This is a genomic window from Bradyrhizobium embrapense, assembly GCF_001189235.2.
GTDB classification, from domain to species: domain Bacteria; phylum Pseudomonadota; class Alphaproteobacteria; order Rhizobiales; family Xanthobacteraceae; genus Bradyrhizobium; species Bradyrhizobium embrapense.
Genome location: NZ_LFIP02000015.1, coordinates 35,326 through 61,345, shown reverse-complemented (window position 1 = coordinate 61,345; position 26,020 = coordinate 35,326). Strand labels below are relative to the sequence as shown.

Genomic DNA, 26,020 nt, shown 5'->3' with positions numbered 1-26,020 from the left:
AGGCCGGAATCCATCGGGCCGCATGCTCCGTGGATGAATGGATTCCGGGCTCTCGCTTCGCGAGCCCCGGAATGACGAGGGGATGGGTCCCAGCGCGCGAACTCAGAATCGGCCGTCCTCCGGTACCCACATCCCGGAGTTAGAATTTCTCTTAGCGGCCGCAGCATTGGGCTGACGCAGACGTTATTTGCTACTGGCAGGCGTTTTGCTTGGCAAAGCGAGCCTCGATTGGCTATACGGCCAGTCAGGTGGGCTGTCGCAAACTGTGGCACAGTTTGTGCGATCCCGAATCGGCGGGAACTGGCGCGAGCGGCGACGCCGAATGACTAAAATTGTTGTTTTTGACGAGTTTTGCGCCAACGGCCGGCCCCGGTGCGCCGGCCTCGTGGGGAGGGACTGAAGCACATGCGGAGCGCGTCGGGAGGCCCCCGCGTCCTGTTGAGACGGCTCCGCGAAACCATGGCGGAGCAAGTCTCCGCCCAGGAACGCCTCGACAAGATCGTGGTGCTGATCGCGGCCAACATGGTGGCCGAGGTCTGCTCCTGCTACGTGCTGCGCATCGACAATACCCTCGAGCTCTACGCCACCGAAGGTCTGAACCGCGACGCCGTGCACCGCACCGTGCTGAGCGCGCATGAAGGCCTGGTCGGCCTCGTCGCCAGCGAGGCGACGCCGCTCAATCTCTCCGACGCACAGAGCCACCCGGCGTTCGCCTACCGCCCGGAGACCGGCGAAGAAATCTACCATTCGTTCCTCGGCGTGCCGATCCTGCGCGCCGGCAACACGCTCGGCGTGCTCGTGGTGCAGAACCGCGCCAAGCGCACCTATGTCGAGGAAGAGGTCGAGGCGCTGCAGACCACCGCCATGGTGCTGGCGGAGATGATCGCCTCCGGCGAGCTTGCCGCGCTGGCGCAGCCCGGCGCCGAGCCTGCCGCGCGGCATTCGCTGCACAAGACCGGCGCGGTGCTCTCCGACGGCATCGCGCTCGGCCATGTCGTGCTGCACGAGCCGCGCGTCGTTATCACCAACTATATCGCCGAGGACCTGCCGAAAGAGATCAAGCGGCTCGACACGGCGCTCGCCAATCTGCGCGCCGATCTCGACCGCATGCTGGAGCGCGGCGACGTCGCCGAAGGCGGCGAGCACCGCGAGGTGCTGGAAGCCTACCGCATGTTCGCCAACGACCAGGGCTGGTCGCACAAGTTGCATGAGGCGGTCGCCACCGGCCTCACCGCGGAAGCCGCGGTCGAACGCGTGCAGTCCGACACCCGCGCGCGCATGCTGCGCTCGACCGATCCTTACTTGCGCGACCGGCTGCACGATCTCGAGGATCTCGGCCATCGCCTGATGCGGCAACTGGTCGGCCAGGACCATGCGCCGACGCGCGAGCAGCTGCCCGACAACGCCATCCTGATCGCCCGCGCGATGGGCCCCGCGGCGCTGCTCGACTATGACCGCAAGCGGCTGCGCGGCCTGGTGCTGGAGGAAGGCACCGCCAATTCCCACGTCTCGATCGTGGCACGCGCGCTCGGCATTCCCGCGGTCGGCGGGGTGCCGAACGCGCCCGGCATCGCCGATCCCGGCGATGCCATCATCGTCGACGGCATTTCCGGCGAGATCTATGTCCGCCCCTCGGCCGAGATCGAATCCGCCTATGCCGAGCGCGTCCGGTTCCGGGCGCGGCGGCAGGCGCAATATTCGGCGCTGCGCGACAAGCCTTGCGTGACCAAGGACGGCCAGCCGATCGAGCTTCTGATCAATGCCGGCCTGACCATCGACCTGCCGCATATCGAGGACACCGGCAGCGCCGGCATCGGCCTGTTCCGCACCGAACTGCAGTTCATGGTGAGCCCGAGCCTGCCGCGTTCGAGCGACCAGCTCGCGCTCTACCGCACCGTGCTCGACGCCGCGGGCGCAAAACCCGTCACCTTCCGCACGCTCGACATCGGCGGCGACAAGGCGCTGCCCTACATGGAGACCGTGGTCGAGGAAAATCCCGCGCTCGGCTGGCGCGCGATCCGGCTCGGCCTCGACCGCCCAGGCCTGTTGCGCGGCCAGATCCGCGCGCTGCTGCGCGCCGGCGGCGGCCGCGCCCTGAAGATCATGTTCCCGATGATCTCCGACATCACCGAGTTCGACCAGGCCAAGGCGATCGTCGAGCGCGAGCTGACCTATCTGCGCCAGCACGGCCATTCGCTGCCCGAACGGATCGACATCGGCACCATGGTCGAGGTGCCGGCGCTGCTCTACCAGCTCGACGAGCTGCTGAAGAAGGTCGACTTCGTCTCGGTCGGCTCCAACGACCTGTTCCAATTCCTGTTCGCGGTCGACCGCGGCAACGCCAAGGTCTCGGAACGCTTCGACATCCTGTCGGCGCCGATCCTGCGCGCGCTGCGCGACATCGTGCGCAAGGCCAGGGCCGCGAAGAAGGCCGCCTCGCTGTGCGGCGAGATGGCGTCGAAGCCGATCGGCGCGCTGGCGCTGATCGCGCTCGGCTATCGCTCCCTCTCGCTGTCGGCGACCGCGCACGGCCCGGTCAAGGCGATGGTCCTCGACCTCGACGCCAGGAAGGCCGAGGCGATGATCAATCCGCTGCTGGACGCGCCGGTCGGCAGCGTCTCGATCCGCGAGGCGCTGACCAAGTTTGCGGAAACCGAGGGGCTGGCCTTGTAGCGACGCTGCCGTCGCCTCCGCCACCTTCGCGCTTTTCAGCAATTCGAGACTCCGCCATGCTACCCGAAGCCAAACTCGACGTCCTGCTCGCCCATCACGCCTCGCTCGAGGCCGAGCTGCTCGGCGAGGTCAAATCCGATCGATATGTCGCGATCACGCGCGAGCTCGCCGAGCTCAACCCGCTGATCGACGCAGTGAAGACCTATCGCTCGGCGCGGACCGAGCTCACCGACACCGAGGCGATGCTGGCCGATGCCGGCACCGACGCCGAAATGCGCAGCATGGCAGAAGCCGAGCTGGAGACGTTGCAGGCGCGCATCGGCGATCTCGAGCAGCAGATCCGCGTCGCGCTGCTGCCGAAGGACGCGATGGACGACCGCAACGTGGTGCTGGAAATCCGCGCCGGCACCGGCGGCGACGAGGCCTCGCTGTTCGCCGGCGACCTGTTCCGGATGTATGAGCGCTTCGCGGCCTTGCAGGGCTGGAAGGTCGAGGTGATCTCGGCGAGCGAAGGCACCGTCGGCGGCTACAAGGAAATCATCGCCGAGGTGCAGGGCCGCGGCGCCTTCGCCAAGCTGAAATTCGAATCCGGCGTGCATCGCGTGCAGCGCGTGCCCGACACCGAGACGCAAGGCCGCATCCACACCTCGGCCGCGACCGTCGCCGTGCTGCCCGAGGTCGAGGACGTCGATGTCGACATCAAGGACACCGACTTGCGGATCGAGACCATGCGCGCCGGCGGCGCCGGCGGCCAGCACGTCAACAAGACCGAGTCCGCGATCCGCATCACCCATCTGCCGACCGGCATCGTGGTGATGATGCAGGACAGCCGCTCGCAGCACAAGAACCGGGCGTCGGCGATGAATATCCTGCGCTCGCGCATCTACGACGCCGAGCGCCAGCGCGTCGAAGCCGCGCGCTCCGCCGACCGCAAGGAGAAGGTCGGCTCCGGCGACCGCTCCGAGCGCATCCGCACCTATAATTTCCCGCAAGGACGCGTCACCGACCACCGCATCAACCTGACGCTCTACAAGCTGCCGCAGGTGATCGCGGGCGAAGCGCTCGGCGAACTGATCGATGCACTGACCACCGAGCACCAGGCCGCGCAGCTCGCGGCGCAGGGCGCGGCGGCGTGAAGTCGGTAGCCCGGATGAAGCGAAGCGAAATCCGGGAACGGCGTATCCTCGCGCGAGATTCCCGGATTGCGCTTCGCTTCATCCGGGCTACGGGATGGTGTTTTCCGTGAGTCATTTCGCCGGCCAGAGCATCGATGCGGCACGACGCGTGCTCGCCGCGCGACTGCTGGCCGTCGGCAATGATTCCGCCGAGCTTGACGCGCGGCTGCTGGTCGGCGCAGCGCTCGGGCTCGATCTGACCGGCATGGTCAAGGCAGCCAAACGGACACTGACCCACGACGAAGCGGATCGCCTTGAGGACCTCGCGCGGCGCCGCCTCGCCGGCGAACCGGTCGCGCGCATTCTCGGCATCAAGGAGTTTTGGGGACTGCCGCTGCATCTTTCCGCCGCGACGCTGGTGCCGCGCCCCGACACCGAGACCGTGGTCGAGCGCGCGCTGGAACTGCTGCGCGCCGATGGTGCGTCGGATCGCGCGCTGCGGATCGCCGATCTCGGCACCGGCTCAGGCGCCATCCTGCTGGCGCTGCTTTCGGAACTGCCGAACGCGCATGGCTTCGCTACCGACATCTCGGCGGCGGCGCTGCGGACCGCGAGCCGCAACGCCGCCGAGCTCGGGCTTGGCGATCGCGCGACATGGATCGCCTGCGACTATGGCAGCGCCCTGACCGGCGCGTTCGACCTGATCGTGTCCAATCCGCCGTACATCCCCTCGGCCGATATCGCCGGTCTCGACATCGAGGTGCGCGCATACGATCCGCGCGCGGCGCTCGATGGCGGGGCCGACGGGCTCGACGCCTACCGCGCCCTGGTTTCGCAATCTGCGGGTCTTTTGACCTCGGGTGGATTTCTGGTTGTGGAAGTCGGGCGGGGCCAGAGCGGCCAAGTTGAAGCACTGATGACGGCTTCCGGGTTATCCCCAACGGGCCCGCCCAAGGCCGATCTCGGTGGCGTTCCGAGGGCCGTTTCGGCCCGCCGGCTGCCCCGATAAAGTCCTATTGGAACGCAAAAAAACCTCTTGGATTATCCCCCGGGAACGACTACGTTCCGGGCACAACATCGGTGCTGGCCCCGTAACCGTTACGGGTGATGTCCAGGGTTCAGCAGAGCCCGCCGATCGAAAGGTTCCAGGAACGCAGGTCTCATCGAGCGCAATAGCTGAAGCTGTGCTGCTCTGACCGCCAAGCGAACGAAAGCCTGTTATTGCGCTTGAACACTTACGCACGAGAACTGGGCCTGTCTCAACGGGCGGAATGATTTGGTCGCTGGCGCGATTTGCCGGCGGCGGTTGGGGAACGCGTCTTTGCTGAACGCGACTTTGCTGAACGAGATGGTCGGCGACATCGATGCCTCTTCGAACGGTATTGCGATTCCGTGCGCCTGGGCGCGCGCCGAATCGGACTTTGGGAAATCGGACTTTTGCGAAATCGGACTTCCGAGAATCGGACTGTGGACTGCAATAACTTCAGGGCTGGAATAAAAGGCGACAGATGAGAAACGGTCAGAACAACAAGCGGATGCGCAACCGGAACAACAACAACAATAACAACAACAATAACCGGCGCGGCCAGAATCCCCTGACACGGGTGTACGAATCGAACGGACCCGACATCAAGATCCGCGGCACGGCCTCCCACGTGGCCGAGAAATACGTCCAGCTTGCGCGCGATGCACGCTCCTCCGGCGATCCGGTGGCAGCCGAGAACTACTACCAGCATGCCGAGCACTACTACCGGATCATCGCGGCCGCGCAGGAGCAGTTCCGGCAGAATCAGCAGCAGCCGCGCCCCGACGCCGAGGTGACGCAGACCGAAGACGACGACAGCGACGGCTATTCGAGCTTCGGCCAGGAGCCCGGCTTCGTGCCGCAGCAGCAGCAACCTTTCATGCGCGAGAACGGCCAGCAGCCCTATCAGCGCGAGCAGCAGCAGCCGCGCGAGCATCGCGAGCGTGAGCAACAGCCGCGTGAACACCGCGAGCGCGAGCATCGTCCGCAGCCGCAGTATCAGCCGCAGCCGCAGAACCAGCCGCAGCCCGCGATGGCCGATGCCGGCGGCGTCGATCGCCTGCCCTCGTTCATCACCGGCGGCGCGCAGCCGCAGGTCAACGGTGGCGCCTATGAAGCCGGCAATGGCGGCGCAGAACGCGGCGAACGCAGCGAGCGCTTCCCGCGCCGTCGCCGCCGTCCGCACGGCCCCCGCCCCGATATGGCGGCGCAGCCGGCGCCGAGCGACGACTTCAATCCGGGCAACGAGTAGCGCACGTATGCGGCCACCCTCCCCTGGAGGGTGGCACCGTTACTCGCTGCTGGTCGTTCTACGTTTCCGCGTGGCTGGATTTGCGTGTCGCCGACGAGGACGGCACCAGCACCGGACGCAACGACGGGATCAGCTGCGTGCGCTCGCGGCGCGCGGGGATGGCGCGATAGACCTGCTTGCTCGCTTCCACGATATGCACGCCGGCGAACGGCATCGACAGCGCCGCGCCGAGACGCTCCCACGCCATCGCCGAGCGCAGGAACCAGCTGCCCTGCACCGGCGGCATGAACAGCGCCTCGCCCCATGACGCCGGCGTAAACCAGGTCTGTCGCAACAGCTGGGTGATCTGCGCCCGCGAATAGGGCCGGCCGTGGCCGAACGGCGTGGCATCGGTGCGTGTCCAGACGCCGCGCCTGTTCGGGATGATCGCGATCAGCCGCCCCGACGGCGACAACACGCGCCACACCTCGCGCAGCAGCCGCTCCGGATCGTCGGACATCTCCAGCGCATGCACCAGGAGCACGCGGTCGACCGCGGCATCCGGCAGCGGCATCGAGAATTCGTCGATCAGGGTCGCCAGCGCCGGACGGCCGGTCGGCCATTTCAGCACGCCCTGGGCCGCTGGCATGAAGGCGATGCAGCGCTCGGAGGTATCACGGAACAGGCCGAGATAAGGTGTCGGATAGCCGAGCCCGAGCACGCGCTGGCCTTCCGCGTTCGGCCACCGCGCGCGGATGCCGCGGTTGATCAGCTGCCGCGCCACGATGCCGAGGCGCTGCGAATAGAAGTCGCGGAGGTCGATGACGTCCATGGTCCTAGCCTAACATGCCTCTTGCAGCCGGTGAGCGCCGAAATTTGCGTTGCCGCCGGAGCGTTAACGCCATATTTCACCCCTATATTGGGCGCGCCAGGAGCATGATCCGGCAGCGGCGACACCGGGTCTCCCTCGCGACAAACGCGTAGCGTTTGCGCGGAGATCATGCTCTGAAATGTCCGTCCCGTTTGTTCGTGGAGATATCATGACCGCCGAAATTCGCACCTTCAGCTGCCTCACCGACAATTTCGGGTACCTGATCCACGATCCCGCCACCAAGGCGACGGCGTCGATCGACGCGCCGGAGGCCGGCCCGATCATCAAGGCGCTGGAGCGCGAGGGCTGGACGCTGACCGACATCCTGATCACCCATCACCATGGCGACCATGTCGGCGGCGTCGCCGAGCTGAAGCAGAAATACGGCTGCCGCGTCGTGGCGCCACATGACAAATCGGCGAAGATCGCGAATGTCGATCTGCGCGCCGCCAATGCCGACGTCATCAAGGTCGGCAGCCTGCTCGCCCGCGTGGTCGAGACCCCTGGCCATACGCTCGACCACATCTCCTATGTGTTCGACGGCGAGAAGGCGGTGTTCGCGGCCGACACGCTGTTCTCGATCGGATGCGGCCGGGTGTTCGAAGGCACCTATCCGATGATGTGGGATTCGCTGCTGAAGCTGCGTTCGCTGCCGGACGATTTCCGGCTCTATTGCGGCCATGAATACACCGCCTCCAACGTGAAGTTCGCGCTCACCATCGAGGCCGACAATCCGCATTTGCAGGCCCGCGCCGAGCAAGTCGCAAAACTGCGCGCCGAGAACAAGCCGACGATTCCGGTGCTGCTGGGCGACGAGAAGAAGGCCAACGTATTCCTGCGCGCCGACGAGCCCGTGGTCGCCGCCAAGCTGCACATGAAGGGCGCCGACCCGGCGCTGGTGTTCGGCGAACTCCGCGAGCGCAAGAACAAGTCGTGATATCACAGCTCTCCGCTGCCGACGTCATCGCGCGGCTCGAGCTGAAGCCGCACCCCGAAGGCGGGCATTATCGCGAGACGTTTCGCGACGAACGCGGTGATGCCGGCGGACGCGCGCATTCGACCGCGATCTACTTCCTGCTTGCGCGCGGCGAGCGCTCGCACTGGCATCGCATCGACGCGGTCGAGATGTGGCACTATTACGCCGGTGCGCCGCTGACGCTGAAGATCGCGCAGGACGGCGCGCCGCCGCATGCGATCACGCTCGGGCCTGACGTCGCGCATGGCGAGCAGCCGCAAGCGATCGTGCCGGCAGGCGCCTGGCAGGCCGCGGAAAGCCGCGGCGACTGGACGCTGGTCGGCTGCACCGTCGCGCCGGGATTCGAGTTCGCGAAGTTCGAGCTGGCGCCGAGCGGCTGGGAACCGGCCTGATTCGTCATTCCGGCGTCGCGCGAGCCCGGAATGACGACGGACAGGGCGTCAGCGCTTCAACACCATGTCCTTGGCCGCAATCAGCCCGCCGCCGGCGATCAGGATCGCGGCGATGGCAATGTTGGCGCTCGGCTTGGCAAAACCCGCTGCAATCAGGAACGCGGTCGACAGCAGCGGCGTGGCGTAGGAGGCGGCGCCGAGCACGCGGATGTCGCCGCGCTTCATGCCGATGTCCCAGGCGAAGAACGCAGCCCCCACCGGACCGATGCCGAGGGCTGCGACGGCCAGCCATTGCAGCGGCGTCGCGGGCCACACCGTGCTCTCCACCATCATGTGCACCAGCGCGGCAAGCACGGCTGTCGCCAGGCAGAAACCCGCCACCGCGTCGGTCGGCACCGCCTTGAGCCGGCGCGACATCACCGAATAGGCGGCCCAGACGAACGCCGCGACGAAGGCCGCCGCGAAGCCCGGGATCTGCGCAGCCGTGAAGCTGCCGGTGTTGCCGGCGAACAGCAAAACGGTGCCGGCAAGGCCGAGCAGCGCGCCGACGATGTGATGGATCGCCAGCCGCTCGCCCGGCAAGAGCGACGAGAACAGCACGATCAACAGCGGCCAGAGATAATTGAGCAGGCCGGCCTCGGCCGGCGGCGCGAAACGCAACGCCAGGAAATACAGCGCGTGATAGCCGAACAGGCCGCCGACGCCGACGACCCAGGCGACCAGCGGCTGCTTCAATGCGCCGAAGGCGGCCGGCCGCAGCAGGAAGCTTGCGAACGCGACCGCAGCCCCGATCGCAAACGTCATGGCGGCGAGCTGGAACGCCGGGATCGTCCCGGTCGCAACCGTCATGACCGACAGCAGCGACCACATCAGGATGGCGGTCAGTCCGACAAGGGTTGCAGTTCGGGTCGTCATTTCAATTCATTCCGTCGCGGCCGCGCCGGCCACATCCTCGCTTGGCGCCCCGAGGTTGTAGCGACGAAAATGCCCGGCACAAGGCCGGGCATGACGACTTGATTGATGGCAGCCGCGACGCGACGACGCTTCTTGCGTCAGGCGTGATACTGGCCGCCGTTCACGGTCAAGGTCGAGCCGGTGATGAAGCCGGCATCGTCGGCCGCGAGGAACACCACCGCGCGCGCGATCTCTTCCGGCTCGCCGAGCCGGGCGACCGGGATCTGCGGGATCACGTTCTTCTCGAGCACGTCCTTCGGCACCGCCTGCACCATTTCGGTGTTGATGTAGCCCGGGCAGATCACGTTGACGGTGATGCCGCCCTTCGCGTTCTCCAGCGCGAGCGCCTTGGTGAAGCCGATATCGCCGGCCTTTGCCGCCGAGTAGTTGACCTGACCGAACTGGCCCTTCTGGCCGTTGATCGAGGAGATCGAGATGACGCGGCCGAACTTGCGGGCGCGCATGCCCTCGATCACCTGGCGCGTCATGTTGAACAGCGAGCCGAGGTTGGTATTGATGACGGCATTCCACTGCTCGACCGTCATCTTGTGGAATGCGGTGTCCTTGGTGATGCCGGCATTGTTGACCAGCACATCGACCGGGCCGAGATCGGCCTCGACCTGCTTCACGCCGGCCGCGCAGGCGTCGAACGAGGCGACGTCCCACTTGTAGACGGGAATGCCGGTTTCCGCCTTGAACTTCTCCGCCGCGGCGTCATTGCCGGCGTAGCTTGCCGCCACCTTGTAGCCCGCCGCTTTCAGCGCCTTGCTGATCGCAGCTCCTATGCCCCGCGTCCCGCCCGTCACCAATGCAACACGTGCCATGTCCGTCTCCTCCTTGGCCGTCTTTTATAACCGGATCACTCCGGCCTACGCACTCACTCAACAAAGCGCGATGGGATTAGGCTCAATCGTCATCGCGCTTTAGCTCCCTTCATTTTGAGCAGGATCTCCGCACAAACGCGCTCCGCGTTTGTCGCGAGGGAAAACCGCTTTCACGGTTTTCCGGATCATGCTCTCGAAACAAAAATGCCCGGCGCAAAGCCGGGCATCTTTTCTATCAGCTCGCGCCGCGGTTGACAGATGATCTTTTCATCACCTAACCGACCTCGCTGCCTCTTGTTCAGTCGCGTGCAACGCACATGGCGATGCCCATGCCGCCGCCGATGCACAGCGTCGCGAGGCCCTTCTTGGCATCGCGCTTCTGCATCTCGTGCAGCAGCGTCACAAGGACGCGGGCGCCCGACGCGCCGACCGGATGGCCGATCGCGATCGCACCGCCATTGACGTTGACCTTGGCCGGATCCCAGCCGAGATCCTTGTTGACGGCGCAGGCCTGCGCGGCGAACGCCTCGTTGGCCTCGATCAGGTCGAGGTCGGCAATGTTCCAGCCGGCCTTCTTCAGCGCGGCGCGCGAGGCGGGGATCGGCCCGGTGCCCATGATCTTCGGATCGACGCCGGCCTGGCCCCACGAGACGATGCGGGCGAGCACCTTCTTGCCCTGCTTGGCGGCTTCCTTGGCGGTCATCAGCACGACGGCGGCAGCGCCGTCATTGATGCCCGACGCGTTGCCGGCGGTCACGGTGCCGTCCTTCTCGAACGCAGCACGGAGCTTGGCCATCGCGTCGAGCGTGGCGCCATGGCGCGGATACTCGTCGCTGTCGACCACGATGTCGCCCTTGCGGGACTTGATGGTAACCGGGACGATCTCGTCCTTGAACTTGCCGGCCTTCTGCGCCGCCTCGGCCTTGTTCTGCGAGCCGACCGCGAACTCGTCCTGCTGCGTGCGGGTGATCTGGTACTGCTTGGCGACGTTCTCGGCCGTGTTGCCCATGTGGTAGCCGTTGAAGGCGTCCCACAGGCCGTCCTTGATCATGGTGTCGATCAGTTCGAGGCCGCCCATCTTGACGCCGCCGCGCAGATATTGCGCGTGCGGGGCCATGCTCATGGATTCCTGGCCGCCCGCGACGACGATCGAGGAATCGCCGTTGAGCAGGGCCTGGTAGCCGAGCGCCACCGTGCGCAGGCCCGAGCCGCAGAGCTGATTGACGCCCCAGGCCGGGCTTTCCACCGGGATGCCGGCCGCGATCGAGGCCTGGCGGGCCGGGTTCTGGCCCTGCGCGGCGGTGAGGATCTGGCCCATGATGACTTCGGAGACCTGGCCCCCCTCGACACCGGCACGCTCCAGCGCGGCCTTGATGGCGATCGCGCCGAGATCGTGGGCCGGCGTGGTCGCGAACGCGCCGTTGAAGCTGCCGACGGGGGTGCGGGCGGCGCTGACGATGACGACATCGTCTGACATGGACATCTCCTATGGGTTGTAGCTGGGTTTCTCGACGGCGGTCGGCCGGTTTGGCGGGCCTGTCTCTTAATGACTATCCTGTAAATCTCATTGAGGCATGTCAATCAGACTGTCGCGCAAATCGCGCCGCGGCGCACTCAAAATGACGCTCTTGGCACATTCCTGAGCAAATCCTATGCTTTGGAATTAACCGCAAAGCACAAAACTGTAGCCGAACCGCTTTGAAAATGCTTACCTTTGCTGCGATGCGTTGCATTTAGCCCTGCGGCGATGCCGTCGGGTTCCAGGTTCTTCGGTGTTGAAGTGAGAGCCCATGGCAAAATCTGAACAACCGACCACGATCAAGAAATACGCGAACCGGCGGCTCTATAATACCGGTACGAGCACCTATGTGACGCTCGAGGATCTCGCGGCGATGGTGAAGGAAGGCGAGGATTTCCTCGTCTATGACGCGAAGACCGGCGACGACATCACCCGCTCCGTGCTCGCGCAGATCATCTTCGAGCAGGAAAACAAGGCCGGGCAGAACCTGCTGCCGACCACCTTCCTGCGGCAGCTGATCCGCTTCTACGGCGACAGCATGCAGATGGTGGTGCCGAAATATCTCGAACAGTCGATCGAGACGCTGACCAAGGAACAGGAGAAATTCCGCAAGCAGATCGCGGGCGCCCTGAGCGGTACGCCGTTTGCTCCCCTGGAAGAGCAGGTCCGCCGCAACATGGAGCTGTTCCAGCAGACCTTCTCGATGTTCAAGCCGTTCGTGCCGCAGCGCGGCGGCACCGAGACCGAGAAGGTGCCGGAGCCGACACCTGACGACGGCAACATCGATGACCTGCGCCGCCAGATGAAGGACATGCAGGAACGCCTCGAGCGCATGTCGCAGCCGGCGAAGAAGGACGAGTAGGTTCTTCGGCGCCGGTATCGCCTGACTCGCCCAGGGCGATCCGCAAGCCTGCACGATTCCTCAACGCAGCTTGCAGCCCCGCAAGCCCGGATTGCCGCGCAGCAATCGCATCACCTGCGACGCACTGCGCATCGCACGCTAGAGAGATTGCCTACGATAGAAGGCAATCCGAATGACCATCCAGCTTTACGGCTTCTGGCGCTCCAATGCGGCATTCCGCGTCCGGGTCGCGCTGGCGCTGAAGAATCTCGCGTTCGAGGAAATCGACATCGACATTCTCTCCGGACGCCAGTTCGACCCGGGCTTCGCGGAAGTGAACCCGGGACACGCCGTCCCGACGTTGGTTCACGACGGTCATCGGATCTCACAATCGGCAGCGATCATCGAATATCTCGACGAGGTCCATCCGGAGCCGCGCCTGCTGCCGGCCGATCCGCGCGAGCGGGCGCATGCGCGGTCGCTGGCGATGGTGCTGGCCGCCGACGCGCATCCGCTGACCGTCCCGCGCGTCCGCAAATATCTCGGTCAGGCGCTCGGCGCCGACAAGGCCGCCATCGAGTCCTGGTGCAGGCATTGGACCACCGACGGGCTCTCGACCTACGAGCGCCTGCTGGCGCGACGTCCGCCCGCCCCCTTCGCGTTGGGAACGACGCCGACAATCGCCGACATCAGCATTGCCGGCCAGGTCGCGCTGGCCGACGTCTATCGCATGGACCTTGCGACGTTTCCCGAGGTGGCGGCGCTGGCGAAACGATGCTTTGCGCTGCCGGCCTTCGCCGATGCGCATCCGTTTCGGCAACCCGGCTACAAGGCGTCAGGCGAGGCTCGCTAGAGCGCAGGCCGATAGCGCGAGCGTCCTTCGAGCAGGTGGCGGCGGGCCGTCAGCCCCTGCCCCACGACGTCGAAGAAGGCGCGGACGCGCGCAGTGTTGCGCAGGTCGCGATGGGTGATCAGCCAGAGTTCGCGCGTCAGCGCCGCTTCCGGCATCGACACGCTCTCGATATCGGTCTCGGGATCGCCGAGATAGCAGGGCAGCAACGCCATGCCGATGCCGGCCTTCACCGCCATCATCTGGTTGATCAGGCTGCTCGACCGGTAGACGATCTGATCGTTCGGCACCGTTTCGGTGAGCCAGCTCGCCGCGGCCGCGACTGCCGAACTGTCCCAGCCGACAAAACGATGTCCCGCGAACGGCGCAGCGCTGAGCCCGCCGTGGCCGGCCAGATAGCGCGGGCTCGCGTAAAGCGCCCACGCCGTCTCGGCGATCTGCCGCCCGAACAGGTCGCCCTCCGCCGGGCGCGTCGCGCGGATGGCGATGTCGGCCTCCCGCCGCAGCAGGTCGAGCTGCCGGTTGTCGACGAGCAGCTCGACCGTGATCCCCTGATGCCTTGCCCTGAACTCGGCGAGCAGGTCGTTGAGGATGCGGTAGGCCAGGGATTCCGAGCAGGTGATGCGCAGGTTTCCGGACAGACGGGAATCCCGGCCGGTGATGTCGCGGTCGAGCGCCAGGGCCTCCGCCTCCATGCGCTCGGCGGCGAGCAGCATACGGTCTCCCGCGTCGGTCGGCACATAGGCGCCGCCGTTGCGCTCGAACAGCTGGACCTCGAACTTCGCCTCCAGCGCGTTGAGCCAGCGAAAGATCGTGGAGTGGTCGTTGCCGAGCTCCTTGGCAGCGCCCTTCAGCGAGCCGGTCCGGCTGATCGCCAGGATCAGCCGAAAGTCGTTCCAGTCCATATCCGCCTGCTCTCCGGACAGCCCAGCGGCGCAACTCGTGCGCACCTGCGGCGGCGGATATGGGGTGCGGAGCCTGCGGTCAATGTGACGCGCCGCGGACCAGCTATGACGGCGGATGCTGCGGCCTGCCGCTTCAGCCCGCGGCCGGTACCGGCTTCTCCGCGGCTTCGTTCCACGGCCGGTCGGGCGAGGCGAGGCCGATCAGGCGCCCCTGGATGAAGTCGCAGCCCCATTCGCGCAGCATCGCGGCGGCTTCCTCGTCCTGCACCCATTCGGCGACAGTCTTGATCTCGAGCCGCCGTGCGAGATCGATCAGCGTCTGCACGAAGGCGCGGTCGTCGGCCGAACGCACGATGTTCTGCACGAAGGCGCCGTCGATCTTGACGATATCGACGCCGAGCTTGCGCAGATTGCGGAACGAGGTGTAGCCGGCGCCGAAATCGTCGATCGCGATCCGGCTGCCGAAATTTTTCAGCCGCGTGACGAAGCCGCGGACGTCGTCGATATCCTGGATCGCGACGGTCTCGGTGATCTCGACGATCAGCCGCTCGCCGACGCCCGGATGCGCGCGCATCAGCGATTCGATGGTGGCCCACCAGTCCGGATCCATCGTGGTGTCCGGCGAGATGTTGAGGCTGAGCTGCACGCCCGGCGCCGCGGCGAGTTCGGCGATCGCAAGCTCCAGCACGCGGTGATCGACCAGCCGGATCAGGCCGAGCCGCTCGGCGACCGGCACGATGTCGGGCGCGAGCAGCGCGCGGCCGTCGTCCTGCTCCATGCGGACCAGGCACTCGTAGAACGAAGGCTGCCGCGAGCGCGCATCGACCACCGGCTCGAAGCCGATCACGATGCGGCGCTCGTTCAGCGCGGTGACGATCTCGTCGGTGACGCGGATGTTGACGCGGCGCTGCGCGTCGCGCTCGACATTCGGCTTCCACAGCGCGAACGACCCGGCGCGGCGGCTCTTGGCGGCGTCCAGCGTCTCCTGGGCGCGATTGACCGCCTCCTCCGCCGACTTCGCATGGCGCGGGATGGTGACGGCGCCGATCGATGCGGTCACCGACACCGGACCGGACCTGGTCGGCACCACTTCGTCGCGCACCGCGGCGAGGAAGCGCTCGGCGGCGACGTTGGTGTCGTCGACGGTGCAATTGCGCAGGATCAGGCCGAACTTGTTGCCGGAGAAGCGGCCGAGCATGTCGCCGCTGCGCAGCCGGGCACGAATCCGCTTCGCCACCTCGGCGATGACGGCGTCCGCAACGTCGAAGCCGAAGGCGTCGTTGACCCGCGCCAGATGATCGATGCCGATCAGCATGAAGGCGCAGGCGGTGCGGAAGCGCGCGCACTCCTCCACGGTCTCCGCGAGCGAGGCGATCAGATAAGTCCGGTTGAGCTCGTTGGTCAGCGGATCGTGCCGCGACAGTTTCAACAGCTGCTCGTCGCGGGCGTGCCGTTCATTGTTGATGCGGACGACGCCCTGCACGCGCGCCGGCCTGCCGTCGGCACCGGGAAACCAGCAGCCGATCTCCTCGATCCAGATTACCGGCGCCGAGGTGACGGCCCGCACGCCATATTCGATCCGGTAGGGAACGCCCTCGCCGCCCCGCGCCGGTCCGGTCTGGCCGAGCGCATCCGTGCGAACGGAGCGCGAGGGCTCGATCAGCTTTGCGAGCTCGCCACCGCTGGCGAGCGCGGCAACGGGGATATCCGGGAAGACCGTCGCCGCATTGTCACTCCAGGCCATCGCATCGTTCGCCAGGTCCCAGGCGAATGTCGCTTGGCCGAGCGAGTCGAGGATGCTGGCAGCTGGCGGGACAGGGAGCATCGACTATGTCTCGATTTGGGACGGCACCCGGTGATTCTACACACCCTCAAGATAGTGGTTCCGGTGAATCCAACGCTAGGAGAACTTGATAAATAATCTGGAAACCACGTTTTCGACTGCCGCGGAACGAACTGGGGATGGCGGGCATGACCCTTGCCATGAGGGTGTTGCAGCGGGACGCAACGTCCCAAATGATGACGCTCCAACGGGTCGCAGGCGATGCGCGAGTTCGATCAATCAGAGGTCCTGAACGGTGAGTTCACCGACACGGCCCCGGCGACCGGCACGGCCCTGGTGCCGCTGGCCGCGATCACCCATTGGGCGCCCAAGATCCCCCTTGCGCATGCCGATCCGTCGTTTGTGGCCCACCTGATCGCAACCGCTGCGCACGAGCCGCAGACCTGCGGGCTGCGGCGTGGGTCATTGGCCGACGCGCAGAGCGCCTACGGTCCGCATGTCGACGAGCGCCGCAGTGTCGCGCGGCGGACCCGGCAAATCATCTAGTCCATCATCTCGATGTCAGCGGGCCTTGACGGGCCGGTTGCCGTGGCTGTCCTGCGGCACGCCGCGGCGCAGCGACATGTGGGAATGGATGCCGAGCCAGCGCCCGTCGGCCTGACGCGCGAGAATGATCGTCGCCCGCCCCGGACGATCGAAGCGGCTGCCGTCCGCATGGAAGCCGGTGCTCGTCCACGGCGTGATCACCGTCGCCATGCCGCCGTCGGCGCTGACCAGCACTTTCGTATGTTCGAGATCGAAGGCGAAATCCGCGGTGCGGGGCCAGACATTGTCCCATTGCATCTCGGTCCAGCGGGTGCGGCCGTGGATCAGTTCCTGATAGGTGCCGAACGAGATGATGTCCGAATGCCAGAACGGTCGGGCCGCCGCATAGTCGACCGCCCTGACGCAGGCGGCGAACCGTTCGAGCCAGTCGAAGATCGATCGAGTGGTCGTCGAATCGGCGATCGGAAGGGCCGTCTCTCCGGTCATGATCGACCTCGATAACGCTCTAGCGTTGCGGCGTGTCCGGCGATGGCGGCCCGCCGGGCTGCAAATCCGGCGAGGTGACGGTCGGCTTGGGCGTGGATTGATCGGCCAGCACGGATTCCGCAACTGAGGTCGCTGGCGGGACCGGCGCGGCGGGCGCCGGTGCGACGACGGGTGCAGGCGCGGGCCGCGGCGGCGCAGGATCCACTGCAGGCGCGGGCCGCGGCGTCTCGACCGCTGCGGGCTGCGGCTTGCTGACCGGCGCAGGCGCCGGTGCCGCGACCACCGCACGGCGGCGGGTGTGTAGCGCAATTCCGGAAATGAAATCGACCAGCGCCAGCAGCGTGAGCAGGCAATAGGTCGAGTTGCCGAATTTCGGCCAGAGCACGAATTCGGCGGCGGCCGCGCCGAACACGATCAACGACAGCAGATGATCGGTGAGGTATTTCGCGCCGGGGCGCGCGCCCTTGATGACCTCGAGCAGCAACAGCAGCACGCCGGCAGCGAGCAGCATGTCACTGAGCGTGATCTGCCACACTTCGCCCGACAGCAGTGTCAGCCTGATCAGCGGGTCCGTGAAGGACACGCCGGGCATCAGGAAGGCGATGATGTTGTAGACCGCGAGCGGAACGAGCAGCAGCGGAAAACCGACCATCGGGGCTTGCGCCTTATTCAGGGAGAACCAGCAACGCGGCGATGCTCATTGGCTTCGCCGCGGACGCGCCCGTGTTGACCGCACTCGTTGGCCGAATTCAGGCGCAGCGCTGCATCACTGCAGCGCGACCGCCGAAGGTCCGATCAGGACTCTTTCTTGGCCTTCAGGACCTGGCGGCCCTTGTACATGCCGGTCTTCAGGTCGAGGTGGTGCGGACGGCGCAGCTCGCCGGAGTCCTTGTCCTCGACATAGGTCGGGGTCTTGATCGCATCGGCCGAACGGCGCATGCCACGGCGCGACGGCGAGGTTTTTCTTCTGGGAACGGCCATGACGGTGTCCTCTAGGGTGTTGCGGAGGCATCGTCCGAAATGCGGACGGGCTCAGCGCTTCGAAGCGCAAGCTGCGATGCCGGTAAGGCCGCGCTTATAGAGGAAGGTACCGCGTAAATCTAGGCCCGCAGACAGCAAAATCCGCCCGAAATCGCGCTCAAGAACCGCGATTTTCGTGCCAGCAGCGCGTCACCGAGTTGGCCCGGGCCATATAGGTCCCGGACAGCCTGCGGACCCCCGGACCCGGGTTCCGGGCACTCCTTTTGACCGGATTCGGCAGGATCGCCGCCAAAAGCGCCGCCTCCCGGGGTGATAGTTCGGCCGCTGACCGGCCGAAGGCATATTGGGCGCCGGCTTCGGCGCCGAACTGCCCGGATGGACCCATTTCCGCGATGTTGAGGTAGATTTCCAGGATCCGCTGTTTCGGAAGCACGAAATCGATCCAGAGTGCCAGCGGCAGTTCCAGCCCCTTGCGGATCACGCTGCGGCCGGGCCACAGGAACAGGTTCTTGGCCACTTGTTGGGTGATGGTCGAGCCGCCGCGGGCCGCCTCACCGTCCCCGGCGTCGTCGATCACCTCGCGCAGCGCACCCCAATCGACGCCCCGGTGCTTGCAGAAATGGGCATCCTCCGAGCCGACCACGGACCGCGGCAGATAGGGCGACATGGCGCCGAAATCGATCCAATGCCGGGTTACCGCGGCCCCTCGCAGGGTCCGCCACGCCATCAGGGCCGAAACTGGCTGACCGGTGCGGTAGAACGGCGTCACCAGATAGGGCAGCAACAGCAAGGCCAGCAAAAGCAGCAATAAAATCCGGACAATGCGCAAAGCTGGGGTTTCCGGGGAGGAGCTTTCCAGGGAGGATTTTGCACCCGCCCGCCAGAACACGGCCGGCGCTATCAGACGTCTGCGGGATAATTCACGGTTTTTCCAGCACTTTTAAGGCGCAATCCATCGCAGGGCGGGAATTGACGAAGCCGATCCCATCAACGATTGTCCGGCCGAAAATCGATCTGGAGCAATTCTTAGATGACGACCGGTACTGCAGAGTTTTCCAAGCGGCTGGACCAGACCGCGGAGGATACCGAAGCCCTGCTCGCCAAACTGCTGTCCGATGCGCCCGAGAGCGACGAGATCGCGCGCCCGAAGCGTCTGATCGAGGCCATGCGCTATTCGAGCCTCGGCGGCGGCAAGCGGCTGCGGCCGTTCCTCGCGGTCGAGAGCGCCGCGGTGTTCGGCATCCCGCGCGAGTCGGCCCTGCTGGTCGGCGCAGCCCTTGAATGCATCCACTGCTATTCGCTGATCCATGACGATCTGCCGGCGATGGACAATTCCGATCTGCGCCGCGGTCGCCCGACCCTGCACAAGGCCTATGACGATGCCACCGCGATCCTCGCCGGAGACGCGCTGCTGACGATTGCCTTCGACATCATCACCCGCGATGCGATCCACAAGGACGCCCAGGTGCGCCTGCTCTTGACCCGCGCGCTGGCGCGCGCCTCCGGCATCGGCGGCATGGCCGGCGGCCAGATCCTCGATCTCGCGGGCGAAGGCCGCTTCGGCGACCGCGAGCCGGTCGACGTCGCGCGCGTGCAACAGATGAAGACCGGCGCGCTGCTCCGCTTCGGCTGCATCGCCGGCGCGATCCTCGGCCAGGCCTCGCAGAAGGAATACCGGGCGCTCGACGATTACGGCAAAGCGCTCGGCGAAGCCTTCCAGATCGCCGACGATCTGCTCGACGTCGAGGGCGACGCCGCCGCGCTGGGCAAGCCGGCAGGTGCTGACGCCGTGCTCGGCAAGACCACCTTCGTCACCCAGCTCGGCATCGACGGTGCCAAGCAGCGGGTGCGCGACCTGCTGGCGCGCGCCGACGCCGCGCTGTCGGTGTTCGGCGATCGGGGCGACGTGCTGCGCGCGGCCGCCCGCTTCGTCGCCGAGCGCAAGAACTAGCCGAAAGCAAAGCGCGAAATGAACAAGGAGCTCGACGACCGCCTTGTTCGTTTCCGCAAGCTGCCGATGCCGGTCCGCGTGGTGGTGGGCCGGCCGCGGACCTTCGTCTCGATCGCGCTCGGCATCGCCGTCGCGCTGCTGATCCCGGGCCCGATGCGCCTCGTCACGCGCATGCTCGCCGGCTGGGACGCCTTCGCCGCGCTCTATCTCGTGCTCGCCTATGCGATGATGCTGCGCTGTGGCGTCGCCCACATCAAGCGCAGCGCCATATTGCAGGACGACGGCCGCTTCCTGATCCTGCTGCTGACCGCGTTCGGCGCACTGGCGAGCCTCCTGGCCATCGTGTTCGAACTCGGCGCATCCAAGGGCAGCGCGGCTGGCCTCGCGGTGGCCATCGCCACCATCACGCTGTCATGGGCGGTGGTCCACACCGCATTCGCGCTGCATTACGCCCACGAGTTCTACCGCGGCAAGACGCCCGGCGGATTGCAGTTCCCGAGCGGCGATGAGCATACCGACGCCGATTACTGGGACTTCGTCTATTTCTCGTTCGTGATCGGCATGACCGCGCAGGTCTCCGACGTCGGCATCACCGACAAGATCATCCGCCGCACCGCCACCGTGCATGGCATCATCTCGTTCGTGTTCAACACCGCGCTGCTGGCCCTGATGGTGAACATCGCAGCGAGCCTGATCTAGCTGCCGAACACTAGTTGCAGACCTCGACATTGCCGGTGTTGCCGCCGGGGCCGCCGCCGCCGCGGTACTCGAGATGGCAGCCGCGCCTGACCGGGCGGCACAGATAGGCGTCGCACATGATCTGGCCGCTGCCGCCGCCCTCCGCCCTGGCACGGCCCTGCGGGCGCGGAATTTCCGCTGCCGGAACCTGCGGCTCGCGCTGCGGGTGGAAGGCGCGTTCGCGGTCACGGCGCGACGGGCGCTCGTCGCCGTCGCGCTTGGCGACCGGCTTCCGGTCGCGCCGCTTCTCGCATTCGTTGTCGTCGTTGAGGAACGAGCCCTCGGCGCACACGATCCGCGTGCAGCGATCGCCGTCGGCCTTGTAGCCGTGCTCGCAGAGCAGCGGACAGACGCGGGACTGCTTCAGCTTGACGGCATCGAGGGTATCGACGCTCGCGGTCTTGATGTCGAGCTTGGTGCCGGCATAGCGGTTGAACAGCGTCAGCGAGCGCTGCGAGGCGGCGTTCCAGTCGCCATCGACGGCGCCGGTCAGACAGCCGACGCGGCGCAATTCGGTCTGCACCGATTTGACGACATCGGCCTCGGGCGATCCGGGGGCCAACGCGGCCACCGTCGTGGTCTTCTCGGGTGAAGCCGGTGGGGCTGGCGGTGCGGCCGCCGCGGGCGTTGCCGCTTGATCGGTTGGCGCCTTGTTGGCTGCGGCACGATCGGCCAACGCCGAGTCCGCCTGGCGCTTCTGCTCGGCGGCCGCGGCCTGCTCTTGCGCGACTTGCTTGGCCCGTTCCGCGGCGAGACGCGCGGCTTCGGCGGCCTTCGCATCGGCCTCGGCCTTGGCCTGCTGCGCCTTCTGCGCGCCCTCGGCGGCGAGACGGGCGCGCTCCTGTTCGGCCAGACGCGCCTTCTCGGTGGCTGCGATACGCGCGTCCTCGGCGGTGAACTTCTCCAGCTGTAACCTCGCGAGGTTGGCGTAGTAGCCGCTCGGATATTGGGCGAGGAAGGCGTTCATCGCGCTCTTGTTGCCGATCTGCAACGCCAGCTCGTAGTCGCGACGGGCCTCGGACTGCGGTGTCGGGGCTGGCGCAATTGGCGCGGCAGCGGCGGCGGGCGCCGGCTTGGCCGGTGCCGGCACCAGCGGCACGTCCTCACCGCCGAGCGAACCGTAGACGAACGGCTCCTGGCGATTGTTGGTGGTCTTCAGCACCTCGTCGCGGACGTAGCCGAAGGCGCGGCGGACATCGAGACCGGGGGTCGGCAGGAATTTCGACAGCGCGATCGTGAACGGGCTGTTCTTGCCGTCGCCGTCGGCCGCGGTCGAGCCCGCCTTAGCCGAATAGGCGATCAGCACGTTCGGACTGGTCGGCTCGACCTTGGCCAGGCCCTGCCCGATCGCCCGGGTCGCCAGCGTCCGCTTCATGGTCTTGGCAAACGGATTGTCGCGGCAGGCATCGAGGATCACCAGCCGCAGTCGCCGCGCCGGCTCGATCGCGACCAGGATGCGGTCGAGCGAAAACGCCTCGTCATAGACGTCGGTATCGCGCTCCAGCCGGGCGTCGACCGGGATCAGGTAATTGGCGCCGTCCACCTCGATGCCGTGGCCGGCATAATAGACCAGCGCGATATCGGCATCGCGGGCGAGGTCGGCGAATTCGCGCAGCGCGCGGCGGGTTTCGACGGCCGGCAGGTCCTTGCGGAAATCGACCACGTCGAAGCCGGCGTTCTTCAGCGTCGTGGCCATCACCGAGGCATCGTTGACCGGGTTGGCCAGCGCCGCGGTGTTGCGATAGGCCGAATTGCCGAGCACCAAGGCCACGCGCTTCTCGGCGAAGGCGGGCTGGCTGACGATCAGCAGCAAGGCTGCGACGGCGAGCAGCAATCGATTCAATTTCGAGAATCCAAACCCGTTCATGGCGACACTCTGGCCGTTTCCAAAGCCGCGTTGCGATGGAATCGGAACGAGGCTCTAGCTTTCTGTTTGACGCGTTTCTCCACGCGAACCGATATCCGCTCGAAAACGCTCCAGCATGCAGGTCCGTTTATCAGAAGCAAGCGGGACGCCTTGTGAGGCGCCTCACGGTCCGCGACAGATTGACCCTGCCATCCTGACTGTTAGTCGGCGAAACCGACCGCCGGTTCGGGTTTGGCTGGTCACGCGATTTCGTGGCACCATCACGCCAACAAGAACAGAACGACGGAGGACATGATGCAGGGCACAAGCGCGGCGGTTCCACTCGCCAGGGCCGGCGAGGTCCGCAGCACAGCGCGAGCCCTCCTCGCCGTCGCGCTGCTGGCCGGCTGCGCCGCGGGCTGCGGCCTGGTCGACGCCGTGTTCGATGGCTTCAAGCACGCCAAGGCCGTGGAGAACGATGTGGTCGCGATGGTCGGGGTCAAACCGGCGGTCGGGTTCAACTGGCACAATGGCCGGCTCACGTCGGTAACCGTTACCTTCCCCAGCCTGCTGCAGGACAAGCCATTGCACGAACTCGCCGACGCCGCGCGCGCTGCGGTCGGCAAGGAGTTCAAGCAGCGCGCCGACGACGTCGTGCTCGCCTTCTCGCTGGGGCCGTCCGAGACGTCAGCAGCACAGGCGGACCCAGCTCAGGGCAAGAACTTGCCTTGAGCGGATTTATTCCCCGCTCTGAGTCACATGCTCCTGATATTGCGGCAGGTCGTCGCGTATCTCGTACCAGGGCGCCTTGGAGCTGACGAAGATATGCGCGGTCGGCCGGATCGTCGGCGCATCGCACAGCGTGCCCATCGTGACATGGACATAGGCGCCGTTGCGGACCTGCGAATACAGCAACGACCCGCAGCGGCCGCAATGCGCGTCGTGGGTGAGCTCGTCGCCGTAGATCAAAAGACCCTCGGCGCCGCTGGTGACGGTGAATTTTTCGCGCGCGATTCCCGCGAACGGCTTGAACGCCGATCCCGTGGTGCGCCGGCAGTTCGAGCAGTGACAATTCAGCGCATAGCCGAACGCGTCGGCTACCTCGTAGCGTACGTCGCGGCAGAAGCATTCGCCGGTCAGGATGCGAACGTTCGAATTTTCAGATGCGGTCACAACTCACTCCTCACGCGGAATTTTATCGCCGGCCATGGCGTAATCTGGCGGTTCATGGCTAAATCCCAAAGCCCTTTCCGTTCCGATTGAATTGGAACGGGGGCTCCAGATTCTCGTTTTGACGCGTTTTCTTCACGCGAACTGGTACCCACTTCGCTCGAAAGCGCTCTCGTAGTTCAAATCCTGCCGGGAGGACTAACCAATGAGTCAGGAACGATCCAGCGTCGAAAGCGTCGTGCAGACCTATTTCGACGGCCTCTACGAGAGCGATGCCGACAAGCTCGCGACGGCCTTTCATCCCAGCGCCGACCTGCGCTGGGTGGACAAGGGCGAGCTGAAAGTCCTCAGCGTGCCGGACTGGCTCGCTCTGGTGCGCAAGCGGCCGTCGGCGAAGGCCGAGGGCAAGCCGCGCGAGGACTTCATCGTCACCATCGACCGTTCCGACGACAACACCGCGTTCATCAAGGTGCGCTGCCAGCTGCCGCCGCGCTATTTCACCGACTACCTTGTCGCGATGAAGCTCGCCGATGGCTGGCAGATCGTCTCGAAATCCTACCGCTTCGACGTGCGGGATTGACCGGGCCGCCCACCGCATCCCTGCGACGGCTTTGTGACGCGCTTCAGCGGTCCGGCTCCCGCCGGACCGCATTGACTGGCGCTGGTTTCCGGGCGAATTGAGCCCATTATGGAAGCCAAGTTTCAGATCTTTCTCACCTTGCTCGGCGTGCTGGCAGGAACCGCCCTGGTTGCACGGCGGACCGATATCGCGCCCGCGATCCTGCTGCTGCTGGTCGGCATCGTGCTCGCCTTCGTGCCGGGCATGCCGTCGCTGGAACTGCCGCCCGAGCTGGTGCTTCTGGTGGTGCTGCCGCCGCTGATCTATTCGGCGAGCGTCGCGATGAGCTGGCGCGAGTTCAAGGCCAATCTGCGGCCGATCATCCTGCTGTCGGTCGGCTGCGTGATCTTCACCGCCTTCATGGTCGCGGCCGCGACCCACTATCTGATCGGCCTGCCCTGGAGCATCGGCTTCCTGCTAGGCGCGATCGTGGCGCCGCCCGACGTGGTGGCGCCGCTGGCGATCGCACGCAAGCTCGGCATGCCCCGCCGCATCCTCGTGGTGCTCGAGGGCGAAGGGCTCGCCAATGACGCCACCGCACTGATCCTCTACCGCTTCGCGCTCGCCGCCATCACCACCGGGCTGTTCTCGCTGCCGAAGGCGACCGGCACATTCTTCGTCATCGTTGCCGGCGAGATCGCGTTCGGCACCGCGGTCGGCTGGCTCAGCCTGCGTGCCCGCCGTCGCGCCAGGGACCCGCAGGTCGAGATCACGCTGTCGCTGATCACGCCCTATCTCGCCTACTGGATCCCCGAGCATTTCGGCGGCAGCGGCGTGATCGCAACCGTCGCCTGCGGGCTCTATATGAGCTGGAACGGGCCGCTGCTGATCTCGGCCGCGACCCGTCTGCAGGGCATCTTCTTCTGGGACCTGATCATCTATCTGATCGAGGGCCTGCTGTTCCTCCTAACCGGCTTCCAGATGCGCTCGCTGTACGAGAAGTCGAAGGCGTTCCCGCTGCATGACATCCTGGCCGTCACCGCGCTGGTCGCCGTGATCGTGATCGTCGCGCGCTTCCTCTGGGTGTTCCCCGGCACCTATCTGCCGCGCTGGATCAGCGCCCGCATGCGCGCACGCGATCCGCTGCCGTCATGGCGGGCGGTGTTCGTGGTCGCCTTCACCGGCGTGCGCGGCGCGGTCTCGCTCGCCGCGGCACTTGCGCTGCCGTTGACATTGCCAAGCGGCGAGGCCTTCCCGTATCGCGACCTGATCCTGTTCGTGGCCTTCGGCGTGATCTTCGTGACGCTGGTCGGCCTCGGTCTTACCCTGCCGCCGGTGGTGCACTGGCTCGGCCTTGCCAAGGACGGGCGCAGCGAGCACATTGCCGAGCACGAGCAGGAGATCGAGGCGCGGCGCGAGGCGCTGAACGCCGCGCTGAAGTCGCTCGAAGCCATCACCGACGATCGCGAGCTCTCCGACGAGGTCGTCAAGGTGCTGCGCTCGCGCCATGAGATCCGCATCAACCAGCTGCCCGACACGCTCGATCCCGACAAGCACGACGTCTCCGCCACCGGCACCGCGCTGACGCGGGAGCTGATCTCCTCCGAACGCAAGTTCATCCACATGCTGCTGCGCGACGGCAAGATCACCGACGAGACCAGACGGCGCATCGAGCGCGATCTCGACCTCGAGGAGGCCAGCCTGTCCAATCGCGAGTATCGCAGGATTCCGTTGTAGCCCCGGATATCTCCCCACGTCGCCCCGGCGAAGGCCGCGACGACAGCA

The 26,020-nt window shown here is 66.1% G+C and carries 26 protein-coding genes; 14 read left to right on the top strand and 12 right to left on the bottom strand.

Annotation, left to right across the window (positions count from 1 at the left end; all coding sequences use genetic code 11):
- Window positions 1–405: 405 nt before the first annotated feature.
- The 4 genes from ptsP to AKN83_RS35670 all read left to right on the top strand — a co-directional run bounded on the left by ptsP (window position 406) and on the right by AKN83_RS35670 (window position 6,064).
- Window positions 406–2,673 (top strand): phosphoenolpyruvate--protein phosphotransferase, encoded by a 2,268-nt coding sequence (gene ptsP, locus AKN83_RS35685; RefSeq protein ID WP_050404786.1) that lies wholly within the window; start codon window positions 406–408, stop codon window positions 2,671–2,673.
- Between the two features lie 56 nt (window positions 2,674–2,729).
- On the top strand, window positions 2,730–3,809 hold the full coding sequence (gene prfA, locus AKN83_RS35680) for a peptide chain release factor 1 (protein WP_050404785.1): 1,080 nt from the start codon (window positions 2,730–2,732) through the stop codon (window positions 3,807–3,809).
- Window positions 3,810–3,915: 106 nt separating this feature from the next.
- Window positions 3,916–4,797: a peptide chain release factor N(5)-glutamine methyltransferase gene (prmC, locus tag AKN83_RS35675; protein WP_430641597.1), complete on the top strand. Its 882-nt coding sequence runs from the start codon at window positions 3,916–3,918 to the stop codon at window positions 4,795–4,797.
- Window positions 4,798–5,296: 499 nt separating this feature from the next.
- A complete protein-coding gene (locus AKN83_RS35670; protein ID WP_050404784.1) occupies window positions 5,297–6,064 on the top strand; it encodes a DUF4167 domain-containing protein in 768 nt (255 codons plus the stop codon).
- A gap of 58 nt (window positions 6,065–6,122) precedes the next feature.
- Here the strand turns inward: AKN83_RS35670 and AKN83_RS35665 are convergent, their stop codons facing one another.
- On the bottom strand, window positions 6,123–6,875 hold the full coding sequence (locus AKN83_RS35665) for a class I SAM-dependent methyltransferase (protein WP_050404783.1): 753 nt from the start codon (window positions 6,873–6,875) through the stop codon (window positions 6,123–6,125).
- 208 nt (window positions 6,876–7,083) lie between these two features.
- Between AKN83_RS35665 and gloB the strand changes: the two genes are divergently transcribed.
- Window positions 7,084–7,851 carry a hydroxyacylglutathione hydrolase gene (gloB, locus tag AKN83_RS35660; protein WP_050404782.1) on the top strand — a complete coding sequence of 256 codons (768 nt, stop codon included), beginning with the start codon at window positions 7,084–7,086 and terminating at the stop codon, window positions 7,849–7,851.
- Complete coding sequence (locus AKN83_RS35655) at window positions 7,851–8,282, top strand: cupin domain-containing protein (RefSeq protein ID WP_050404818.1); 432 nt, start codon at window positions 7,851–7,853, stop codon at window positions 8,280–8,282. Before gloB ends, AKN83_RS35655 begins: the two co-directional genes overlap by 1 nt.
- A gap of 48 nt (window positions 8,283–8,330) precedes the next feature.
- Here the strand turns inward: AKN83_RS35655 and yddG are convergent, their stop codons facing one another.
- The 3 genes from yddG to AKN83_RS35640 form a co-directional block, all read right to left on the bottom strand.
- Entirely contained in the window at window positions 8,331–9,197 is an 867-nt protein-coding gene (gene yddG, locus AKN83_RS35650; protein ID WP_050404781.1) for an aromatic amino acid exporter YddG, read from the bottom strand.
- 137 nt (window positions 9,198–9,334) lie between these two features.
- Window positions 9,335–10,060 carry an acetoacetyl-CoA reductase gene (gene phbB, locus AKN83_RS35645; protein WP_050404780.1) on the bottom strand — a complete coding sequence of 242 codons (726 nt, stop codon included), beginning with the start codon at window positions 10,058–10,060 and terminating at the stop codon, window positions 9,335–9,337.
- Window positions 10,061–10,358: 298 nt separating this feature from the next.
- On the bottom strand, window positions 10,359–11,537 hold the full coding sequence (locus tag AKN83_RS35640; protein ID WP_050404817.1) for an acetyl-CoA C-acetyltransferase: 1,179 nt from the start codon (window positions 11,535–11,537) through the stop codon (window positions 10,359–10,361).
- Between the two features lie 313 nt (window positions 11,538–11,850).
- Here AKN83_RS35640 and phaR point away from each other — a divergent pair, with 313 nt between their 5' ends.
- Entirely contained in the window at window positions 11,851–12,441 is a 591-nt protein-coding gene (gene phaR, locus AKN83_RS35635) for a polyhydroxyalkanoate synthesis repressor PhaR (RefSeq protein ID WP_050404779.1), read from the top strand.
- A 172-nt stretch (window positions 12,442–12,613) separates the two neighbouring features.
- Complete coding sequence (gene maiA, locus AKN83_RS35630) at window positions 12,614–13,273, top strand: maleylacetoacetate isomerase (RefSeq protein ID WP_050404778.1); 660 nt, start codon at window positions 12,614–12,616, stop codon at window positions 13,271–13,273.
- Here the strand turns inward: maiA and AKN83_RS35625 are convergent.
- Entirely contained in the window at window positions 13,270–14,175 is a 906-nt protein-coding gene (locus AKN83_RS35625; protein WP_050404777.1) for a LysR family transcriptional regulator, read from the bottom strand. The two genes, maiA and AKN83_RS35625, sit on opposite strands and share 4 nt — an antisense overlap.
- 133 nt (window positions 14,176–14,308) lie before the next feature.
- Window positions 14,309–16,000: a putative bifunctional diguanylate cyclase/phosphodiesterase gene (locus tag AKN83_RS35620; RefSeq protein WP_050404776.1), complete on the bottom strand. Its 1,692-nt coding sequence runs from the start codon at window positions 15,998–16,000 to the stop codon at window positions 14,309–14,311.
- A 219-nt stretch (window positions 16,001–16,219) separates the two neighbouring features.
- On the opposite strand from AKN83_RS35620, the gene AKN83_RS35615 reads away from it, so the two are divergent.
- Complete coding sequence (locus tag AKN83_RS35615) at window positions 16,220–16,504, top strand: hypothetical protein (RefSeq protein ID WP_050404775.1); 285 nt, start codon at window positions 16,220–16,222, stop codon at window positions 16,502–16,504.
- Between the two features lie 15 nt (window positions 16,505–16,519).
- Here AKN83_RS35615 and AKN83_RS35610 read toward each other — a convergent pair whose 3' ends face one another.
- The 4 genes from AKN83_RS35610 to mtgA all read right to left on the bottom strand — a co-directional run bounded on the left by AKN83_RS35610 (window position 16,520) and on the right by mtgA (window position 18,800).
- Complete coding sequence (locus tag AKN83_RS35610) at window positions 16,520–16,990, bottom strand: YybH family protein (RefSeq protein ID WP_050404774.1); 471 nt, start codon at window positions 16,988–16,990, stop codon at window positions 16,520–16,522.
- 19 nt (window positions 16,991–17,009) lie between these two features.
- Entirely contained in the window at window positions 17,010–17,642 is a 633-nt protein-coding gene (locus AKN83_RS35605) for a hypothetical protein (RefSeq protein WP_050404773.1), read from the bottom strand.
- A 143-nt stretch (window positions 17,643–17,785) separates the two neighbouring features.
- Entirely contained in the window at window positions 17,786–17,971 is a 186-nt protein-coding gene (gene rpmF / locus AKN83_RS35600; protein ID WP_021077536.1) for a 50S ribosomal protein L32, read from the bottom strand.
- 157 nt (window positions 17,972–18,128) lie between these two features.
- Window positions 18,129–18,800, bottom strand: a complete 672-nt coding sequence (gene mtgA / locus AKN83_RS35595; RefSeq protein ID WP_050404772.1) for a monofunctional biosynthetic peptidoglycan transglycosylase — start codon at window positions 18,798–18,800, stop codon at window positions 18,129–18,131.
- A gap of 201 nt (window positions 18,801–19,001) precedes the next feature.
- Here mtgA and AKN83_RS35590 point away from each other — a divergent pair, with 201 nt between their 5' ends.
- Window positions 19,002–19,922 carry a polyprenyl synthetase family protein gene (locus tag AKN83_RS35590; RefSeq protein ID WP_050404771.1) on the top strand — a complete coding sequence of 307 codons (921 nt, stop codon included), beginning with the start codon at window positions 19,002–19,004 and terminating at the stop codon, window positions 19,920–19,922.
- 18 nt (window positions 19,923–19,940) lie between these two features.
- The gene (locus tag AKN83_RS35585; protein ID WP_050404770.1) at window positions 19,941–20,621 is read left to right on the top strand and encodes a DUF1345 domain-containing protein; all 681 of its coding nucleotides are present in this window, start codon (window positions 19,941–19,943) and stop codon (window positions 20,619–20,621) included.
- A gap of 10 nt (window positions 20,622–20,631) precedes the next feature.
- Here AKN83_RS35585 and AKN83_RS35580 read toward each other — a convergent pair whose 3' ends face one another.
- Window positions 20,632–22,527 (bottom strand): caspase family protein, encoded by a 1,896-nt coding sequence (locus AKN83_RS35580; RefSeq protein ID WP_050404769.1) that lies wholly within the window; start codon window positions 22,525–22,527, stop codon window positions 20,632–20,634.
- Window positions 22,528–22,821: 294 nt separating this feature from the next.
- Between AKN83_RS35580 and AKN83_RS35575 the strand changes: the two genes are divergently transcribed.
- Entirely contained in the window at window positions 22,822–23,238 is a 417-nt protein-coding gene (locus AKN83_RS35575) for a hypothetical protein (RefSeq protein WP_244522224.1), read from the top strand.
- A gap of 6 nt (window positions 23,239–23,244) precedes the next feature.
- Here the strand turns inward: AKN83_RS35575 and AKN83_RS35570 are convergent, their stop codons facing one another.
- Window positions 23,245–23,679, bottom strand: a complete 435-nt coding sequence (locus AKN83_RS35570) for a GFA family protein (protein WP_050404768.1) — start codon at window positions 23,677–23,679, stop codon at window positions 23,245–23,247.
- Between the two features lie 202 nt (window positions 23,680–23,881).
- On the opposite strand from AKN83_RS35570, the gene AKN83_RS35565 reads away from it, so the two are divergent.
- Window positions 23,882–24,256: a nuclear transport factor 2 family protein gene (locus tag AKN83_RS35565; protein WP_050404767.1), complete on the top strand. Its 375-nt coding sequence runs from the start codon at window positions 23,882–23,884 to the stop codon at window positions 24,254–24,256.
- A gap of 108 nt (window positions 24,257–24,364) precedes the next feature.
- A complete protein-coding gene (locus tag AKN83_RS35560) occupies window positions 24,365–25,972 on the top strand; it encodes a Na+/H+ antiporter (protein ID WP_050404766.1) in 1,608 nt (535 codons plus the stop codon).
- Window positions 25,973–26,020: the final 48 nt, after the last annotated feature.

Excerpts from the sequence above, each read along its gene's own strand:
- ptsP (WP_050404786.1), top strand. The coding sequence starts at position 406 with ATGCGGAGCGCGTCGGGAGGCCCCCGCGTCCTGTTGAGACGGCTCCGC.
- prfA (WP_050404785.1), top strand. The coding sequence starts at position 2,730 with ATGCTACCCGAAGCCAAACTCGACGTCCTGCTCGCCCATCACGCCTCG.
- AKN83_RS35670 (WP_050404784.1), top strand. The coding sequence starts at position 5,297 with ATGAGAAACGGTCAGAACAACAAGCGGATGCGCAACCGGAACAACAAC.
- AKN83_RS35665 (WP_050404783.1), bottom strand. The coding sequence starts at position 6,875 with ATGGACGTCATCGACCTCCGCGACTTCTATTCGCAGCGCCTCGGCATC.
- gloB (WP_050404782.1), top strand. The coding sequence starts at position 7,084 with ATGACCGCCGAAATTCGCACCTTCAGCTGCCTCACCGACAATTTCGGG.
- yddG (WP_050404781.1), bottom strand. The coding sequence starts at position 9,197 with ATGACGACCCGAACTGCAACCCTTGTCGGACTGACCGCCATCCTGATG.
- phbB (WP_050404780.1), bottom strand. The coding sequence starts at position 10,060 with ATGGCACGTGTTGCATTGGTGACGGGCGGGACGCGGGGCATAGGAGCT.
- AKN83_RS35640 (WP_050404817.1), bottom strand. The coding sequence starts at position 11,537 with ATGTCAGACGATGTCGTCATCGTCAGCGCCGCCCGCACCCCCGTCGGC.
- phaR (WP_050404779.1), top strand. The coding sequence starts at position 11,851 with ATGGCAAAATCTGAACAACCGACCACGATCAAGAAATACGCGAACCGG.
- maiA (WP_050404778.1), top strand. The coding sequence starts at position 12,614 with ATGACCATCCAGCTTTACGGCTTCTGGCGCTCCAATGCGGCATTCCGC.
- AKN83_RS35625 (WP_050404777.1), bottom strand. The coding sequence starts at position 14,175 with ATGGACTGGAACGACTTTCGGCTGATCCTGGCGATCAGCCGGACCGGC.
- AKN83_RS35620 (WP_050404776.1), bottom strand. The coding sequence starts at position 16,000 with ATGCTCCCTGTCCCGCCAGCTGCCAGCATCCTCGACTCGCTCGGCCAA.
- AKN83_RS35615 (WP_050404775.1), top strand. The coding sequence starts at position 16,220 with ATGCGCGAGTTCGATCAATCAGAGGTCCTGAACGGTGAGTTCACCGAC.
- AKN83_RS35610 (WP_050404774.1), bottom strand. The coding sequence starts at position 16,990 with ATGACCGGAGAGACGGCCCTTCCGATCGCCGATTCGACGACCACTCGA.
- AKN83_RS35605 (WP_050404773.1), bottom strand. The coding sequence starts at position 17,642 with ATGGTCGGTTTTCCGCTGCTGCTCGTTCCGCTCGCGGTCTACAACATC.
- rpmF (WP_021077536.1), bottom strand. The coding sequence starts at position 17,971 with ATGGCCGTTCCCAGAAGAAAAACCTCGCCGTCGCGCCGTGGCATGCGC.
- AKN83_RS35590 (WP_050404771.1), top strand. The coding sequence starts at position 19,002 with ATGACGACCGGTACTGCAGAGTTTTCCAAGCGGCTGGACCAGACCGCG.
- AKN83_RS35585 (WP_050404770.1), top strand. The coding sequence starts at position 19,941 with ATGAACAAGGAGCTCGACGACCGCCTTGTTCGTTTCCGCAAGCTGCCG.
- AKN83_RS35580 (WP_050404769.1), bottom strand. The coding sequence starts at position 22,527 with ATGAACGGGTTTGGATTCTCGAAATTGAATCGATTGCTGCTCGCCGTC.
- AKN83_RS35575 (WP_244522224.1), top strand. The coding sequence starts at position 22,822 with ATGCAGGGCACAAGCGCGGCGGTTCCACTCGCCAGGGCCGGCGAGGTC.
- AKN83_RS35565 (WP_050404767.1), top strand. The coding sequence starts at position 23,882 with ATGAGTCAGGAACGATCCAGCGTCGAAAGCGTCGTGCAGACCTATTTC.
- AKN83_RS35560 (WP_050404766.1), top strand. The coding sequence starts at position 24,365 with ATGGAAGCCAAGTTTCAGATCTTTCTCACCTTGCTCGGCGTGCTGGCA.